The organism is Bacillus sp. X1(2014) (assembly GCF_007678255.1).
Genome location: NZ_VEED01000011.1, coordinates 40,672 through 58,261, shown reverse-complemented (window position 1 = coordinate 58,261; position 17,590 = coordinate 40,672). Strand labels below are relative to the sequence as shown.

19 protein-coding genes are annotated in these 17,590 nt (G+C 43.2%); all 19 read left to right on the top strand.

All coding sequences use genetic code 11. From position 1 onward, the window contains the following. Positions 1-340 precede the first annotated feature (340 nt). The 19 genes from FS608_RS19235 (at position 341) to FS608_RS19145 (ending at position 17,557) form a co-directional block, all read left to right on the top strand. Positions 341-1,450, top strand: coding sequence for a DUF4097 family beta strand repeat-containing protein (locus FS608_RS19235; RefSeq protein WP_144554031.1), 1,110 nt, complete (start codon positions 341-343; stop codon positions 1,448-1,450). A gap of 17 nt (positions 1,451-1,467) precedes the next feature. After that, on the top strand, positions 1,468-1,833 hold the full coding sequence (locus FS608_RS19230) for a phage holin family protein (RefSeq protein WP_144554029.1): 366 nt from the start codon (positions 1,468-1,470) through the stop codon (positions 1,831-1,833). A 309-nt stretch (positions 1,834-2,142) separates the two neighbouring features. Beyond that, positions 2,143-3,078, top strand: a complete 936-nt coding sequence (gene hprK, locus FS608_RS19225; RefSeq protein ID WP_144554027.1) for an HPr(Ser) kinase/phosphatase — start codon at positions 2,143-2,145, stop codon at positions 3,076-3,078. A 20-nt stretch (positions 3,079-3,098) separates the two neighbouring features. Continuing rightward, positions 3,099-3,917 carry a prolipoprotein diacylglyceryl transferase gene (lgt, locus tag FS608_RS19220; RefSeq protein ID WP_144554025.1) on the top strand — a complete coding sequence of 273 codons (819 nt, stop codon included), beginning with the start codon at positions 3,099-3,101 and terminating at the stop codon, positions 3,915-3,917. A gap of 25 nt (positions 3,918-3,942) precedes the next feature. Continuing rightward, positions 3,943-4,587 (top strand): pyrophosphatase PpaX, encoded by a 645-nt coding sequence (ppaX, locus tag FS608_RS19215; protein ID WP_144554023.1) that lies wholly within the window; start codon positions 3,943-3,945, stop codon positions 4,585-4,587. Between the two features lie 5 nt (positions 4,588-4,592). Next, a complete protein-coding gene (locus FS608_RS19210; protein ID WP_144554021.1) occupies positions 4,593-5,126 on the top strand; it encodes an acyltransferase in 534 nt (177 codons plus the stop codon). Positions 5,127-5,460: 334 nt separating this feature from the next. Beyond that, a complete protein-coding gene (locus tag FS608_RS19205) occupies positions 5,461-6,633 on the top strand; it encodes an ATP phosphoribosyltransferase regulatory subunit (RefSeq protein WP_144554018.1) in 1,173 nt (390 codons plus the stop codon). Next, positions 6,626-7,264, top strand: a complete 639-nt coding sequence (hisG, locus tag FS608_RS19200; protein WP_144554016.1) for an ATP phosphoribosyltransferase — start codon at positions 6,626-6,628, stop codon at positions 7,262-7,264. Before FS608_RS19205 ends, hisG begins: the two co-directional genes overlap by 8 nt. A 1-nt stretch (position 7,265) precedes the next feature. Next, positions 7,266-8,546, top strand: coding sequence for a histidinol dehydrogenase (gene hisD / locus FS608_RS19195; protein ID WP_144554014.1), 1,281 nt, complete (start codon positions 7,266-7,268; stop codon positions 8,544-8,546). A 38-nt stretch (positions 8,547-8,584) separates the two neighbouring features. After that, positions 8,585-9,172 carry an imidazoleglycerol-phosphate dehydratase HisB gene (gene hisB, locus FS608_RS19190; RefSeq protein WP_144554012.1) on the top strand — a complete coding sequence of 196 codons (588 nt, stop codon included), beginning with the start codon at positions 8,585-8,587 and terminating at the stop codon, positions 9,170-9,172. Positions 9,173-9,272: 100 nt separating this feature from the next. Beyond that, on the top strand, positions 9,273-9,899 hold the full coding sequence (gene hisH / locus FS608_RS19185; protein ID WP_144554010.1) for an imidazole glycerol phosphate synthase subunit HisH: 627 nt from the start codon (positions 9,273-9,275) through the stop codon (positions 9,897-9,899). Continuing rightward, positions 9,896-10,621 carry a 1-(5-phosphoribosyl)-5-[(5-phosphoribosylamino)methylideneamino]imidazole-4-carboxamide isomerase gene (gene hisA / locus FS608_RS19180; RefSeq protein ID WP_144554008.1) on the top strand — a complete coding sequence of 242 codons (726 nt, stop codon included), beginning with the start codon at positions 9,896-9,898 and terminating at the stop codon, positions 10,619-10,621. Before hisH ends, hisA begins: the two co-directional genes overlap by 4 nt. Further along, positions 10,618-11,379 carry an imidazole glycerol phosphate synthase subunit HisF gene (gene hisF, locus FS608_RS19175; RefSeq protein WP_144554006.1) on the top strand — a complete coding sequence of 254 codons (762 nt, stop codon included), beginning with the start codon at positions 10,618-10,620 and terminating at the stop codon, positions 11,377-11,379. Before hisA ends, hisF begins: the two co-directional genes overlap by 4 nt. After that, the gene (hisIE, locus tag FS608_RS19170; protein ID WP_144554004.1) at positions 11,376-11,993 is read left to right on the top strand and encodes a bifunctional phosphoribosyl-AMP cyclohydrolase/phosphoribosyl-ATP diphosphatase HisIE; all 618 of its coding nucleotides are present in this window, start codon (positions 11,376-11,378) and stop codon (positions 11,991-11,993) included. Before hisF ends, hisIE begins: the two co-directional genes overlap by 4 nt. Before the next feature lie 285 nt (positions 11,994-12,278). Continuing rightward, positions 12,279-13,772 carry a tetratricopeptide repeat protein gene (locus tag FS608_RS19165; RefSeq protein WP_144554002.1) on the top strand — a complete coding sequence of 498 codons (1,494 nt, stop codon included), beginning with the start codon at positions 12,279-12,281 and terminating at the stop codon, positions 13,770-13,772. A gap of 95 nt (positions 13,773-13,867) precedes the next feature. Next, positions 13,868-14,818, top strand: a complete 951-nt coding sequence (trxB, locus tag FS608_RS19160) for a thioredoxin-disulfide reductase (RefSeq protein ID WP_144554000.1) — start codon at positions 13,868-13,870, stop codon at positions 14,816-14,818. A 387-nt stretch (positions 14,819-15,205) separates the two neighbouring features. Continuing rightward, positions 15,206-15,664, top strand: coding sequence for an 8-oxo-dGTP diphosphatase (locus FS608_RS19155; protein ID WP_144554225.1), 459 nt, complete (start codon positions 15,206-15,208; stop codon positions 15,662-15,664). A gap of 19 nt (positions 15,665-15,683) precedes the next feature. Continuing rightward, the gene (rapZ, locus tag FS608_RS19150) at positions 15,684-16,577 is read left to right on the top strand and encodes an RNase adapter RapZ (RefSeq protein WP_144553998.1); all 894 of its coding nucleotides are present in this window, start codon (positions 15,684-15,686) and stop codon (positions 16,575-16,577) included. Further along, a complete protein-coding gene (locus FS608_RS19145; RefSeq protein WP_026567791.1) occupies positions 16,574-17,557 on the top strand; it encodes a gluconeogenesis factor YvcK family protein in 984 nt (327 codons plus the stop codon). The genes rapZ and FS608_RS19145 overlap by 4 nt, the downstream gene beginning before the upstream one ends. Positions 17,558-17,590: the final 33 nt, after the last annotated feature.

Genomic DNA, 17,590 nt, shown 5'->3' with positions numbered 1-17,590 from the left:
TTTCAAAGTAGCTCTGCTTGTTCTTAATTAAAAGGCTGTGTTAAAGGTTATTGTTGATTTTGGCACACTGTTGATTGGAGCGGAAGGCGCGAAGACTCCTGCGGGAGTACGGGGCAGGTGAGACCCCGCAGGCGCTAAAAGCGCCGAGGAGGCTCACCACAACGCCCGCGAACCGCTTGCGCCTGGAGAGGAAATCAACAGACCAATTTAACACAGCGCCAATTAAAAAACTACGAAACTAATCAGTTACCTTTTTCGTAAATAATAGATAAAGGATAAAGATAGTCATTTCTGAATAAGCATAAAGTGACACAAATTTTTGATGCTGGGGTGGATAATAATGAAAGAGGAAAAAGTACGGATTTTAAAAATGGTGGAAGAAGGAAAATTGACCGTTGACGAAGCTGTCACCTTGCTGGATGAATTAGAAAAAGCACAACAAACGATGGAGCAGAGGCAAGAGGAAATTGTGAATGAGCTTTCCACAGTTGTAAATTTCGAGGAGGATAAGAAGGAAGATCCCTTCCAGGCGAAGTTCCAATCGACAAAGGTGAAAATTTTTGATTTTGTCGATTCTGCCTTAAAAAAAATCAAAGATTTTGATTTTGATTTGAACTTTGGTCAATCCGTTGAAATCTCTCATATATTCCACCAGGCTGGTGCGGACCTGAAAGAAGTCGATATTGACGTGGCGAATGGTTCGGTGAAAATGGCGGCCTGGGACCAACCGGATGTGAGAATTGAATGCCAAGCAAAGGTATTTAGGGTTGAAAACTCAGACCAAGCAAGGCAGAACTTTTTAAGAGACACGATTTTTTCAGTGGAGAATCAAAAATTACGTTTTTTGACGCAACAAAAATGGATGAAGGTAGACTCAACCATTTTTGTACCAAAAGCTCAGTATGACCGTATGCGCATCAGAATCTTTAATGGTGCCATCAATGGAGAAGATATCAATGTCGAGGACCTAAGGGTCAAAACCGCTAATGGAAAAATAAACCTCGACCGAGTTCATGGCAATAAAGCAGAGATTGAAACGGCAAACGGGAAAGTAAAAATTATCAGCAGTTTGTTCGACGATCTCGAAGCGGAGACCATTAACGGGTCGATCAAACTCGACGGTGATTTTAAAAGGGTGGGAACGCAGTCTTTTAACGGAAATATCAGCTGTAATATTAGCGGAAGTCGCACCGAGTTGATTCAAGTAAAAGCGACAACTGGTGGAATTGACCTCTTCATCCCAGATAATCTGCCAGTAAATGGAGAACTGAAGACAAATCTCGGCGGTTTTAATGTAGAACTCGTCGGTGTTCAAGTACTTGAAGAGAAGAGTGAAATGATTCTAAAGTCGCTACGCTTTAAATCCATTAATCATCCTGATAAAATGATGAAAATCTACGCAGATACAAAAACGGGATCAATTACGATTCACAAATCACAAGAAAAATAATTAGGAGATGCCGAAAAATGAGATGGCTGATTGGGTGTTTGATTAATGCGGTGTTGTTTATGGCACTAGCAGGTTATTTTCACGAAAGCTTTCAATTAACAGGATTTATGGCCGCACTTCAGGCAAGCATTTTATTGTCCATCTTAAATGTTTTGGTACGACCGATCCTGATTCTGTTTACTTTGCCAGTAACAATTGTAACGTTAGGGTTGTTCCTATTAGTTATCAATGCAATAACGCTAGAGCTGACGGATTATTTGATGGGAGAAGCCTTTGAAATCTCTGGTTTTGGGATGGCCTTCTTTTTCGCTGTACTCATGTCATTCGTAAACTTGATAATTCAAAAAACGCTGCTCCAGCCAGCAAGGAAATCCAAGGATTAATAGTTGAATACCAGGGTGCTCGCTTTAAAAAGTGGGCACCTTATTTATATGGTAGAAATACCCAAGTGACAGCATTCTAATTTTTTAGACATGAAAGTATGGTAATTTAATAAAAAATGCTAAAATAAGTGGAAATGGAATTTTTCTATGTTTTTAAATTTTATTACTGTCTAGCTCCAGGCGCCATCGGCTCGAGGTCAAAAGCCAATCCGTCATGAAGGTTAAAGAGCAACCTTCCTGCCGGCTCGTCTTTTGCTTATCGCCGATAAGCAGGCGCCTTACGCTTTTCTAGTTGAGGAGGATGTTTCCTTGCCAAAAGTACGTACCAAAGATATAGTCGAGAAGTTTAAACTTGAATTAATTAGCGGCGAAGAGGGAATTAACCGCCCCATCACCATGAGCGACATCTCACGTCCAGGAATTGAAATAGCCGGGTATTTTGAATTTTATCCAGCTGAACGAATTCAGCTATTAGGTAAAACCGAACTTTCCTTTTTTGGAATGCTGACCGAGGCTGAACGAGTTTCAAGAATGGAACGTTTATGCACCGATATCACTCCAGCGATTATTGTCACTCGAGATATTGAGGTACCAATAGAGCTGATTGAAGCGTCCGAACGTGAATCTGTTCCAGTTTTACGAGTGGGCATGAAGACAACACGATTCTCCAGCCGCTTGACGAATTACTTAGAAAGTAAGCTGGCACCAACTACTGCTGTCCATGGTGTATTGGTTGATGTGTACGGAATTGGAGTATTAATTACCGGAAAAAGTGGCGTTGGAAAAAGTGAAACGGCCTTAGAATTGGTCAAGCGAGGCCACAGGCTGGTTGCGGATGATTGCGTTGAAATTCGTCAGGAAGACCAGGATACATTAGTCGGATCTTCCCCCGATTTAATCGAGCATTTACTAGAAATCCGCGGCTTAGGGATAATCAATGTGATGACATTGTTCGGTGCCGGAGCCGTTCGCAGTAATAAACGTATTACTCTTGTTATGAATCTAGAAATTTGGGACTCGAAAAAGCAATATGACCGCCTTGGGTTAGATGAAGAAAAAATGAGAATCATTGACACAGATGTTCCAAAGCTGACAATCCCAGTTCGTCCTGGACGAAACCTGGCTGTTATTATTGAAGTGGCCGCAATGAATTTCCGTCTAAAAAGAATGGGTGTGAATGCGGCCCAGCAATTTACTGAGCGTTTGTCCGATGTGATCGAAGACGGAGATCATGACGAGATTTAAGGGGAAGAGGAGATAGAGAGATGAACGAAACTATTCAACCGCTAAATCCGATTGCCTTTTCACTTGGACCGATATCGGTGCATTGGTATGGGATTATTATTGGCTCAGGTTTGGCTCTTGCTTTGTACCTTGCCATCAGGGAAGGAAATCGCAGAGGATTAGAGAAAGATACGTTTGCAGACTTAATGCTATGGGCCATTCCAATAGCAATCATTTCTGCACGTATCTATTATGTGATTTTTGAATGGAAGTATTATGTCAATCATCCGGCGGATATCCCGCAAATTTGGAATGGCGGGATCGCTATCCATGGTGCCCTGATTGGCTCCGTACTGACTACTTATGTGTTTGCTAAAAAACGCGGGATTTCTTTTTGGAAAATTGCCGACATTGCGGCACCAAGTATTATTCTTGGACAAGCAATTGGCCGTTGGGGAAATTTCATGAACCAAGAAGCGCATGGTGGGGAAGTAACCAGAGCATTTCTTGAAAACTTGCATTTACCAGAATTTATTATCAATCAAATGTATATTAATGGAACCTACTATCACCCAACATTCCTTTATGAATCGCTTTGGGACTTTGCAGGGTTTTTCCTATTGCTCTTCCTTCGCCGCGTCAATTTCCGCCGCGGGGAGATGTTCCTTACGTATGTGATATGGTATTCAGTTGGCCGCTTCTTCATTGAAGGTCTGCGAACCGATAGTTTAATGCTGGGCAGCCTCCGAATGGCGCAAACGATTTCGATTGCATTAGTGGTGGGCGCACTGGCTATTCTTATCTATCGCCGCACAAAACAATTGACAGACAGGCATTATTTAGATCTAGAAAATAGTTAAATGTAAGTAAGAAAGGAAGCAACCAATGACTAACAAAATTACGACCGTTCTTTTTGATTTAGATGGGACATTAATTGATACAAATGAATTAATTATTACATCCTACCTGCATACTTTGGAAAAATATTACCCAAACAAGTACAAGCGTGAGGATGTATTGCCGTTTATGGGGCCGACGCTCCATGAAGCTTTTGGCACCATTGATCCAGATCGTGTGGAAGAAATGATTTTAGAATATCGTGACTTTAACATCAGTAACCATGATAACTTGGTGAGGGAATTTACTGGGGTCTTGGAAACTGTGCGGACTTTAAAAGAAAAGGGCTACAAATTGGGGATCGTCACGACCAAACGTCATGATGTGACGATGAAGGGGCTTCATCTGATGAACCTGGATGCTTTTTTCGAAGTCATTGTTGCATACGATCATGTCAGCAAGACAAAGCCAGATCCTGAGCCCATTTTTAAGGCACTAGAACAGCTGGATTCTACTCCGGAAGAGACGATGATGGTCGGTGATAATTATCACGATATTTTAGCAGGAAAAAATGCTGGTACCGTAACGGCCGGTTGTGCATGGTCGATTAAAGGCAGAGAGTATATTGCCAAATATGAACCCGACTATATTCTAGAGAACATGGCTGACCTATTACCGATCCTCGGAGAGTGAGAAAGATGAGGAATACCACCCGCTACCCGGTTGAAGGGGCGAACTCTTTATGGCACGTCTACAAAACAGTGCCTTTTTGGAAGGTTGTTAAAAATTTTATTGTCATTCAATTAGCCCGTTATACGCCATTTTTGGGGATGAAAAATTGGCTGTATCGGGTGTTCCTCGGGCTTAAGGTCGGCGAGCAAACATCCTTCGCATTAATGGTCATGCTCGATGTAATGTTTCCCGAAAAGATCAGTGTCGGCCGTAATACGGTGATTGGATACAACACGACCATCCTTGCGCATGAATATTTAATTAAAGAATATCGGCTCGGTCCTGTTGTGATTGGCAGTGAAGTGATGATTGGTGCGAACTCCACCATTCTTCCAGGGATCACGATTGGGGATGGGGCCATCGTCTCAGCTGGGACCCTTGTCCATAAAGATGTTCCGCCAGGTGCGTTTGTTGGCGGCAATCCAATGCGGGTCATTTATACAAAGGAAGAATTGGCCGAGCGCTGGGCTGATGATTCAATTTATGGGATGAAAAAATAATATAGTACAATTTTTTTAGTCTGGTTTTCGTAACCAGGCTTTTTTGTAGTAAACTAACTATTAAAATGTCGTTTCGCGGAAAAATTCAGAAACTTGGCGGAATTCCGTCTCAATTTGGCGGAATTCCTCACTAGGTTGGCGGATACACGCCGAGGTTCGGCGGAATCCTACCAAAGATTGGCGGAATCCCACTCTGAAAAAGTTTCAGATTTTTTCATTGACGAATAGTTTTTCTAAGGGTAAACTAAAACTACTTTAATTCATTATCACATTAGCAGACTAAAGCATTTAGAAAATTTTAAAATAACGTAATCTAAAATAAAGGATGAGCAGGATGAGTCGCTTGTTTATGTTTGAAAAGCCTTTAGGCATGAGAGATACGCTACCAGAGTTGTATGAAAAAAAACACAGTGTTCGCACTCTAATGGAAGATACCATCAAACTTTGGGGCTGCCAATTTATTGAAACACCCACACTGGAATACTATGAAACAGTTGGATCAGCATCGGCCATTCAGGATGCCCAGTTGTTCCGATTGCTCGACAAACAAGGGCATACACTGGTTTTACGACCTGATATGACAGCACCAATCGCCCGCGTAGCCGCATCCAAACTATTGCAGGACGATATGCCGCTTCGGTTAGCCTACTCCGCTAACGTGTTCCGCGCTCAACAGCGTGAAGGCGGCCGTCCCGCCGAATTTGAACAAATCGGTGTGGAATTCCTAAATGACGAAACTGTTTCGTGCGATGGCGAGGTTATTGCCTTGCTTATCTCTTCTTTAAAAAAATCAGGATTATCTGAGTTTCAAGTATCGATTGGTCATATTGGTTTTGCTCAGGAATTATTTTTACAAATCCTTGGGACTGACGAGCGGGCTAATTCGTTACGAAGATTTTTATATGAAAAAAATTATGTCGGTTACCGTGAGCATGTGAACTCCTTATCACTATCATCGATTGATAAGCAAAGACTACTTCAATTCCTCGACTTAAGGGGAGGAATCGAAGTAATCGGCAAGGCATTTGATTTAATTGAAAATGAACAAGGTAAGCTGGCTCTTCTGCAGTTAAAAGAACTGTGGGATTGTCTGAACGACTACGGTGTAGAGGACCAAGTGAAATTTGATTTTACCATCGTCAGCCATATGAGCTACTATTCTGGAATATTATTTGAAGTTTATGCGGGGAATGTTGGCTTTCCTATAGGTAATGGCGGCCGCTACAGCTTAATCGAGAAGTTTGGCAAAAATGCAAGTGCCACCGGGTTCGCGGTGCACCTTGACCGGCTTCTAGAGGCACTTGGAAATATCGACCTTGAAAATGCAGTTACCTGCATCTTCTTCAGTCAGGAGCGCCGGAAGGAAGCCTTTCAATTAGCTAAACAGATGCATGAAGAAGGTAAACGGACCGTGCTTCAGGATATTAATGGCGTCAAAAACCTTGATGCCTATACAAAGAAATTTGCGGATACTACCTACTTACTCGGAGGACGTGCCGATGAATAATATACTTACAATTGCTATGCCGAAAGGGCGTATTTTTGAAGAAGCGGTTGAATTGCTTCGGAAAGCTGGTTACGAGCTTCCGCCCGAATTTGATGATTCACGTAAATTAATCATCGAGGTTGAAAATGAGGGTCTGCGTTTTATTTTGGCAAAGCCGACAGATGTTCCTACCTATGTAGAGCATGGGGTCGCCGACATCGGTATCGCAGGCAAGGATGTCATGCTGGAGGAAGAGCGTGATGTTTACGAGCTACTCGATTTAAGAATAAGTGCTTGCTATTTAGCAGTGGCGGGTCTTCCCGGAACAAAAATGAATGATGTGGCACCAAGGGTAGCAACGAAATACCCGAATGTGGCTGAAGCCTATTTTCGTGAGCAGGGAGAACAGGTGGAAATTATCAAATTAAACGGTTCGATCGAACTAGCTCCAATCATTGGTTTATCGGACCGGATTGTCGATATTGTTTCCACCGGCCGGACGATGAGGGAAAATGGTCTCGTTGAATATGAGAGAATTGTGGATGTCACATCCCGCCTTATCGTTAATCCTGTTAGTTACCGCATCAAGGACACGAAGATTGACGAACTGGTAACAAGGCTTAGTAAAGTCGTCTCTTTGGAGGAAGATTAAAATGAAAATAGTAAAAGTAGATGACCTCGTTTCATTAAAGCGTTCGATCGAGTCCGGTACCTCCGAGCAGGTAACCGTAGTCAAAGAAATTATCTCAGCGATTCGCACGCTTGGTGATGAAGCGTTGCGGGAATATACCGAGAAATTCGACCGTGTGCACTTATCTTCTTTTTCCGTTACTGAGAAAGAAATAGAGGAAGCCTACGCGCAGATAGATGAGCGTTTTCTCTCGATTGTCCGAGAAGCTTCGGATAATATCCGCTCGTTTCATGAAAAGCAGCTCCGGCCTTCATGGATGACAACGGAGGAAAATGGTACCGTCCTAGGCCAAAAAATTACGCCGCTTGATTCGGTCGGGGTATATGTGCCAGGCGGAACAGCAGCGTATCCTTCCTCCGTTCTTATGAACGTCCTTCCAGCGAAAGTAGCTGGTGTGAAGCGAATCGTGATGGTGTCGCCGCCAGACGACCAAGGCCAATTACCTGCTGCAGTACTTGTTGCAGCCAAGGAAGCGGGCGTTGAAGAAATTTATAAGGTGGGAGGAGCCCAAGCGATTGCTGCCCTTGCCTATGGAACCGAATCAATTAACTCTGTGGATAAAATTACCGGCCCCGGAAATATATATGTGGCATTGGCAAAACGTGAGGTTTTCGGGGATGTTGACATTGATATGATTGCCGGCCCAAGTGAAATTGCCATTTTGGCAGATGAAACAGCAAGAGCGGACGAGGTTGCGGCAGACCTGCTATCACAGGCCGAGCATGATCCGCGGGCATGCAGTGTCTTGGTTACACCTTCAAGTGTCCTGGCAGAGGAAGTCAGCATGGAAGTGGAAAAGCAGCTCGAGCTGCTGCCACGAAAAGACATCGCTTCCCGCTCAATTGCGGATTATGGTGCTATTTACATAACCGATACGATTGAAGAAGCCATCGAAACCGTCAACCAATTAGCACCCGAACATTTAGAAATCATCACAGAAAATGCGATCGAACTGCTTGGGAAAATCCGACACGCAGGAGCCATTTTTATCGGCCGTTATAGCTCGGAGCCGGTTGGGGACTATTTCGCTGGTCCTAATCATGTTCTTCCGACCAACGGGACAGCCCGCTTCTCTAGCCCGTTGAATGTCGATGATTTCCAGAAAAAGTCCAGCGTGATCATCTACAGCCAAAAGGCAATGGTAGAGAATGGGGCTAAAATTGCTGAATTTGCCCGGAAGGAAGGGCTTGAGGCTCACGCACGGGCTGTTGAATTCCGATTGAAAAACGACGGAAAGTTATAAAATTATCGTACTGCACAATAAATAGGGGGTCCCATTTCATGGAAAGAATCGCAAGTATTAAACGGAACACGAATGAAACACAAATTCAATTAACATTAGATGTGGATGGGGAAGGTCAGTCCAATTTAGAAACGGGTGTACCGTTCATGACCCATATGCTTGATTTGTTCACCAAGCACGGACAATTCAACCTGACAGTGAATGCCAACGGAGATACAGAAGTCGACGATCACCATACAACAGAAGACATTGGTATTTGTCTTGGACAGGCCTTACGCGAAGCATTGGGAGACAAACGCGGTATTAAGCGCTATGGAAATGCCTTTGTACCGATGGATGAAGCGTTAGCACAGGTTGTTGTTGACCTTAGTAATCGCCCACATCTAGAAATGCGTGCCGAGTTCCCAGGACAAAAAGTGGGCACATTTGACACCGAGCTGGTTCATGAATTTTTATGGAAACTAGCACTCGAGGCCCGGATGAATCTTCATGTCATCGTCCATTACGGAAAAAATACACACCATATGATCGAAGCCGTCTTTAAAGCACTCGGGCGTGCCCTCGACGAAGCAACAACCATCGATCCGCGCATCAAAGGCGTGCCATCGACTAAAGGAATGCTCTAGAAGAAATCAGTGTAGTGTAGTGTAGTGGTGTCAGGCACCATGTGAAAAACATAACTAAGGTGTCAGGCACCATGATAGGCACCTTGAAAGGATGTTATAGATGATTGGCATTGTTGACTATGGAATGGGTAATCTGTTTAGTGTTAGCAAGGCGTTGGAGCGGCTCGGTGCTGAGTATTTTATTTCGGCTGATAAGGGTGAGCTGTTGGCCGCGGATGCCTTACTTCTTCCAGGTGTGGGCTCTTTTCGGGATGCGATGGAGCGTTTGCCAGTTGAGACGATTAAGGAATTCGCATCATCAGGTAAACCGCTTCTTGGCATTTGCCTAGGAATGCAGCTTCTGTTTGAACGAAGTGAAGAAAATGGACCGACGGAAGGGTTAGGATTGTTGCCAGGCAGTGTCTATCGTTTTCCGGGAAAAACCACAGAAGGACAGACCTATAAAGTTCCGCACATGGGCTGGAATCGGCTTGAATTTGTCCAAGAATCCCCTCTATTAAAAAACTTAGAAGAGGATTACGTTTATTTCGTCCATTCCTATTTTGTTGATGCGGAAAACTCGGACGTGTTACTGGCGAAAGCGAATTATAACGAGCAAGTTTCTGCGGTTGTGGGCAGAGATAATATATTTGGGATGCAATTTCACCCTGAAAAAAGCAGCAAGCTAGGCATGGCCCTTCTCGCTAATTTTCTACAAATGGTGGAGGAAAGGAAGGCAATCCGATGAGTTTAACGATTTATCCAGCAATTGATATGCGCGGCGGCAAGTGCGTCCGACTACTCCAAGGGGACTACGATCAAGAAACCATTTATGGTGACTCGCCATTTGATATGGCCAAAAGTTTTGCCGCAGATGGTTCCGAGTGGATTCACATGGTGGACCTTGACGGGGCAAAGGATGGCAAGCGAGTGAATAACCGGTTTGTGATTGAAGCAGCGCAGAAGTTAAATGTAAACATTCAGATAGGCGGCGGCATTCGTTCGGAGGAGGATATTATCCACTATCTCGAGAATGGTGTAAACCGCGTTATTATAGGAAGTATTGCAGTTTCTAACCCCGAATTTGCTATCGATATGATCAAAAAATACGGCGGGAAAATTGCGGTCGGCATTGATGCCAAAAACGGCTATGTGGCGACACACGGATGGCTGGATACTTCAGAACTAAAGGCTGTCGAACTCGGCAAGCGCTTTGCTGAAGCTGGCGCGGAGACGTTTATTTTTACCGATATTGCTACGGATGGAACACTAGCCGGTCCTAATATTGCCGCTGTTTGTGAAATGGCCGAAGTGACGGGGAAAAATGTGATTGCCTCCGGCGGGGTGAGCAGTTTAGCAGACTTACAAGCCATTGCATCCCAAGGGATTCAAGGAGCTATCGTCGGCAAAGCCCTTTATGAAAACCGCTTCACGTTAAAAGAAGCCCTGAAAGTGGGGGTCTCCCGATGACTCTAACAAAAAGAATCATCCCATGCCTAGATGTAAAAGATGGCCGAGTAGTCAAAGGAATCCAATTTGTGCAACTGCGCGATGCCGGCGATCCTGTTGAACTTGCACGCTTTTACGATGAGCAGGGAGCGGATGAGCTTGTTTTTCTAGATATCTCCGCCTCTGTGGAAGGCCGAAAAACAATGGTTGAAGTCGTAAAGGCCGTCGCCTCTGAGTTGGCAATTCCGTTTACGGTAGGCGGGGGCATTAATGCGTTGGAAGATATGAAAAGAATCCTCCGTGCCGGCGCGGATAAAGTGTCGCTGAACACGGCGGCGGTCCTTAACCCAGAACTGATTAAGGAAGGTGCCAGCTACTTTGGTTCGCAATGCATTGTTGTCGCGATTGATGCGAAGTATGATGAAGAAGTTGGGACATGGCGGGTATTCACGCACGGCGGCAGAACACCGACAGACAAATTAGTTGTTGAGTGGGCTAGAGAAGCTGACCGTTTGGGTGCGGGTGAAATTTTGCTAACGAGCATGGATAGTGACGGTGAGAAGAATGGATTCGATCTGGAGCTCACAAAGGCTGTAAGCGAAGCTGTAACCATTCCTGTCATTGCTTCGGGCGGGGCCGGGAATTCGGAACATTTCGAGGAAGCGTTCTTAGCCGGAAAAGCAGATGCGGCGCTAGCTGCGTCCATCTTTCACTATAAAGAGACATCCGTTCATGAAGTAAAGAGCTATTTACGGGAAAAAGGAGTGACGGTTCGATGAATGTACGATTTGATGAAAAAGGGTTAGTGCCAGCCATTATTCAAGATGCTGGAACAAAAGAAGTATTAACGCTCGCTTATATGAATGAGGAATCGCTCGCCAAAACCATTGAAACGGGCGAAACATGGTTCTACAGCCGTTCACGCAAGGAATTATGGCATAAAGGTGCAACTAGCGGTAATACACAGACAGTTGTCAGCATGAATTATGACTGTGACCAAGATGCATTATTAGTCCTTGTATATCCGAAAGGACCTGCTTGCCATACTGGTGCGGTTAGTTGTTTTTCTGAAAGGGGCTATACGGGGACTTCAAGTCTGGCAGATTATCAAATCTTACAATCGCTTGAAAAAGTCATCGTTGACCGCGAACGGGAGCGTCCAGAAGGGGCTTACACTACCTATCTGTTTGAAAAAGGCGTCGATAAGATTTTGAAAAAAGTCGGGGAAGAAGCAGCCGAAGTAATTATTGCGGCGAAGAACCGCGATGCTGAGGAACTGCGTTGGGAAGCAGCTGATTTGCTTTATCACTTGCAGGTATTGCTGGTAGAACAAGGCCTTCCATTCAATGAAGTACTCAAAACATTAGAAGAAAGACACAAAGACCGGTCGTAAATCGACCGGTTTTATTTATTTGGAACTACATTGCAAAGAGAATTATACAAAATTAAGGGCAAATTTTACAAAACAGGCTGTATTTATACAAAACTGAGAACTTATTTTACAAAACGCACCAACAATTTTACAAAAGTAAGATTAATTCAACAAAAATTGTAAAGATCCTTCCATTTCACCATATCTCCCATAACCAAACCGAAATTCCCCCCAATACTAGCCCTTCTCGAACAACTCCTTAGTGTGGTATACTACATTAGTTATGTTAAAAATGTGGAGGACTTCATGGGTAAAGACGCGAAAGCAAGAAAGCATATGGGAAAATTACTTACATTTGTTCCTACGGGGGAATATTATTTCACGAAGGGTTTAAAGGCATACCATCGCCGTGATTTTATAAAGGCAAAAAAATATCTTGGGCGAGCGATGCAGCTTGAACCGGGTGAACCGATGATTATATGCCAGTTGGCGATTGTGTCAACAGAACTTGGCGAGTTTGAACATTCCAACCGGCTCTTGCACCTCATCCTTGAAGAACTAGATCAAGAAATGGTGGAATGCCATTACTTTTTGGCCAATAATTATGCCCATATGGGATTTTTTAAAGATGCGTATCACCACGCCAAACTGTATTTACAGCTAGACCCAGATGGTGACTTTAGCGAGGACACTGAGGATTTACTAGATGTACTTACATTGGAAGCAGAAGATCTTGAGGATGATCTGTATCAGCAGGATGACCTTATCGTTAAACAAGAACAGGCTCGTGACCTGCTTGAGTCAGGATACTTTCCAAAAGCAATTGAACTGTTAAAAGATGTAGTCAAGGATTATCCAGAGTACTGGTCTGCGTATAACAACTTAGCGCTCGCCTATTTTTATTTAGGAAAGGCAAAAAAGGCGGAATCCATTTTAGATGAGGTATTAGAGCGAAATCCGGGTAATCTTCATGCCCTATGTAACAGGCTTGTATTTGCCTATTATCAGGGCCAGGAGAGAGATGTTGCCGGGATGATTGACATCTTAAAGAAAATTCAACCGCTGCTAAGTGAACAGCAATTCAAACTTGGGGCATCATTTGCTTTAGTAGGAGAATATGACCTAGCCTATTTATGGCTGAAAAAACTATATAAGCACGGCTTTGATGGTGATAGTCCGTTTTACTATTGGCTTTCCTATTCTGCCTATTTCACAGGCAATGAAACGTTTGCGAGAAATATTTGGAAAAAAGTTCTGGATCTTAATCCTGATAAAGAAGGCTCCGAACCATGGAACAAGGAAAATGCACCTGCTAACGGTTTTGAAGACCTTTCCGGTTCAATTTTTCAAAAACTGGACAGCGACTATGTAGAGGAGCGCTTATTTGCCCTTTTTCTCACGACTGTTTCGAGTAAAAAAGAGGAAATCATCACCTCCAAACGGCTGATTCAAAATCAAAAATTCACGCCCTTGGAAAAGGAATATATTTCATTGATTCGTTCGGGAAGACCTTCTGAGACGTCCGATGCACAGGAAGTTGCCGAACTCTTTTATGAAACCTTTCAACCAATTGGCACCATAGAGTCCGGTTTATATTTGATGTGGTTTTCTGTGTTTGTCGAGGTTTCCAAAGACAGGCTCCAATTGAAAAATAAACGTGCCTGGGCGGGCGCCGTCGAGTATATTTGGCACAAACTGCGTAGTGAAAAGGTTTCCCAGCAAGAGGTAGCCGATCGGTATGGAATATCCTCCGCAACCATTGGTAAATATGTGAAAATTGTAAATAACTATTTGAATTAAGCATATTGGTGGACGATAAAACATTTGTTATATACGATTAAGTAAGGGAACAATAATCTTACTTAATCGTATTTTTTTTAAGGAGTGACCACAAAATGTCAGAAGAAAAAATTTATGACGTTATTATTGCCGGTGCTGGCCCTGCGGGGATGACTGCGGCTGTTTATACATCGAGAGCAAACCTATCTACATTAATGATTGAGCGCGGGATGCCGGGCGGACAGATGGCCAATACGGAGGACGTTGAAAACTATCCAGGTTTTGAAAGTATTTTAGGGCCGGATTTATCAACAAAAATGTTCGAACATGCGAAAAAATTTGGTGCTGAATACGCGTATGGTGATATCAAAGAAATCCAAGACCATGGCGACTATAAAATCGTTGTCGCAGGCTCAAAGCAATATAAAGCTTACGCTGTTATCATTACAACAGGTGCAGAATATAAGAAAATTGGCGTTCCAGGGGAAAAAGAACTGGGCGGCCGCGGTGTATCCTATTGTGCGGTTTGTGATGGAGCCTTCTTTAAAGGAAGAGAATTATTTGTCATTGGCGGAGGGGATTCAGCTGTTGAAGAGGGTGTGTACTTAACCCGCTTTGCTTCCAAGGTAACCATCGTCCATCGCCGTAATGAATTACGCGCTCAGAAAATTCTTCAAGATCGTGCCTTTGCAAATGAGAAAGTGGATTTTATTTGGAATCACACAATCAAGTCCATTAATGATAAAGAGGGCAAAGTAGGCAGTGTCACACTCGTATCAACCGAAAATGGCGAAGAGCAAGTATTACCGGCTGATGGTGTCTTCATTTACATCGGAATGGTACCGTTATCGAAACCATTTGCAAGCCTTGGAATTACAAATGAAAATGGATACATTGAAACGAATGACCGGATGGAGACAAGGGTACCGGGAATTTATGCTGCAGGTGATATTCGTGAAAAAACACTGCGCCAGATTGTAACAGCGACTGGAGATGGCAGTATTGCGGCCCAAAGCGCCCAGCATTATATTGAGGAACTTAAAGAGGGAATGAAACAAAAAAGTTAAAAAGAAATATTGCAGTGGGGATTTACAAAAACGTAACTCTGTTTTAATTCTTCTGTAACAATAGTGCAATAAAGTTACGGTATGATAGAAACAGTAATTGACCCCCTTTAAAAATATATTTCTTTCATGCACAGGCCCGTAGCCTGTGCTATTTTTTTGAGCTAGACCTGCTCATCCCTCTATATTTTTCCAAAGCACAAATAATTAACAGAAATATCAACTTTGAATTCATTGTGACTGTATCCTAAAAATAGTATAATGATAAGAATGAATTCAAAGTTATAGTAGGAAATATAGCCATGTCTCTAGAGAGCTTGTATAAAAAAAGACCAAGCTTCAAGGGAGAGTTGTTAAATGGCAGATGCTGTGTAAAAGAGGGTGAATGCTGTGCAACGAGTCACCAATTGTGTATTGATTAGAGACGAAAAAATATTGCTGCTGCAAAAACCACGCCGCGGCTGGTGGGTGGCTCCTGGCGGGAAAATGGAGCCAGGCGAATCTGTGCGGGATTCCTGTATTAGGGAATACCGTGAGGAAACGGGAATCTATTTAAAAAATCCGCAATTAAAAGGGATTTTTACAATGATTATGAAAGAAAATGACCAGCTGCTTTCAGAATGGATGATGTTTACATTTGTAGCAACTGATTCGGATGGAGTCGACTTAGACGAATCTGAGGAAGGGAAGTTGGAATGGCAAATGATTGACCAATTGAAAAATTTGCCAATGGCTGCTGGTGATTATCATATTCTTGATTATATGATTCATGGAAAAGGTATTATTTACGGTACTTTTACTTATACAAAAGACTTTCAACTAATCAGTTACCGATTAGATCCAAGCTAATTTATAGGGGGAATAAATCATGAGTACCGGTGCAGTAAATGACATACAAATGGTCATTATTACAGGGATGTCTGGTGCAGGAAAAACTGTAGCTATTCAAAGTTTTGAAGACCTAGGCTTCTTCTGTGTTGATAATTTGCCTCCAACGCTGCTTCCAAAATTCCTCGAACTTATGAAGGAATCCGGGAATAAGATGAATAAAGTTGCTCTCGTGATGGACCTGCGGGGCAGAGAATTCTTTGATCATCTCTTTAAAGCATTAGATGAGCTGGCAGAAACATCCTGGGTAGCTCCGAGGATCTTATTTTTAGATGCAGATGATTCCACATTAGTGCGCAGATATAAGGAAACAAGGCGGTCACATCCACTCGCACAGACAGGTCTGCCGTTAGAAGGAATCACGCTTGAGCGCGAGCTTCTTGAAGAACTAAAAGGCAGGGCTCAGGTGATTTACAATACTTCCCAGATGAAACCGAGGGAACTTCGTGAGAAAATATTAACGGAATTTACCGCGAATAAACAATCAATCTTCACTGTCAATGTCATGTCATTCGGCTTTAAGTATGGAATTCCCATTGATGCGGATCTAGTGTTTGATGTGCGCTTCTTGCCTAATCCCCATTATATCGAGCATATGAGACCTAAAACGGGGTTAGATGAAGATGTCTCCGGCTATGTATTAAAATGGAATGAGACGCATAAGTTCTTAGAAAAAGTAACCGACCTGCTCTCCTTCATGCTTCCGCATTATAAGCGGGAAGGGAAAGCGCAGCTAGTCATTGCAATTGGCTGTACAGGTGGTCAGCATCGTTCGGTAACACTAGCTGAGTATCTTGGTGAATTTTTCAAAAAGGACTACAAGACATGTATTTCTCATCGTGACATTGAGAGGAGAAAGGAAAAAACTACATGAGCATTTACGGACAGCCACGAATTGTCGTCATTGGCGGAGGAACAGGATTGCCAGTTTTATTGCGTGGATTAAAACAGTATCCTGTCGATATTACCGCCATTGTGACTGTCGCAGATGACGGCGGCAGCTCAGGACGTTTGCGTGAGGACTTGCATATTCCTCCTCCTGGCGACATCCGCAATGTGTTAGCATCATTATCGGATGTGGAACCGCTCGTAGAGGAAATGTTTCAACATCGATTTAAAACATCGAATGAACTTTCCGGACATTCGCTTGGTAATTTAATCCTAGCGGCGATGACATCAATTACGGGTAATTTTGTTCATGCCATTCAGGAAATGAGTAAAATTTTAAATGTTCACGGCAAAGTCCTGCCTGCAGCCAATCAAAGTGTTGTCCTCCATGCTGAGATGGAAGACGGAACGATTGTCTCAGGGGAATCGAAAATTCCCTATTCAGGTAAAAGAATTAAAAAGGTATTTATGACGCCGGAGAATATTCGTCCTTTACCAGAGACCATTCAAGCGATTCGTCAAGCCGATTTAATTATCATTGGGCCAGGGAGTTTATATACGAGCATACTGCCTAATTTGCTGGTTCCAAAAATCGGGGATGAGCTGTGCCGTTCTCACGCCAAAAAGGTTTATATCTGTAATTTAATGACCCAGGCGGGGGAAACACATGGTTTTTCAGCAAGCGACCATGTAAAGGCCTTGTATGATCATATGAGCTGTGCGTTTATCAATACCATCCTTGTGAACAATGAAGAAATTCCACAGGACATCCAGCTCCGTTATAATGAAGAGTTGGCCGATCCTGTTGTTTACGATTTGCCGCGCCTGTTTGAATTAGGGCTTGAAGTGGTTCATGCCGATATTGCCTATCAAGAAAATGGCGCATTACGTCATGACCCGAAAAAAGTGGCAAAAATATTATATAATTTGCTTTTAGTTGAAACCAAAAAGCGTTATGAAACGTAATAATAGTACTTATTAAAAAACGCATGAGAATAG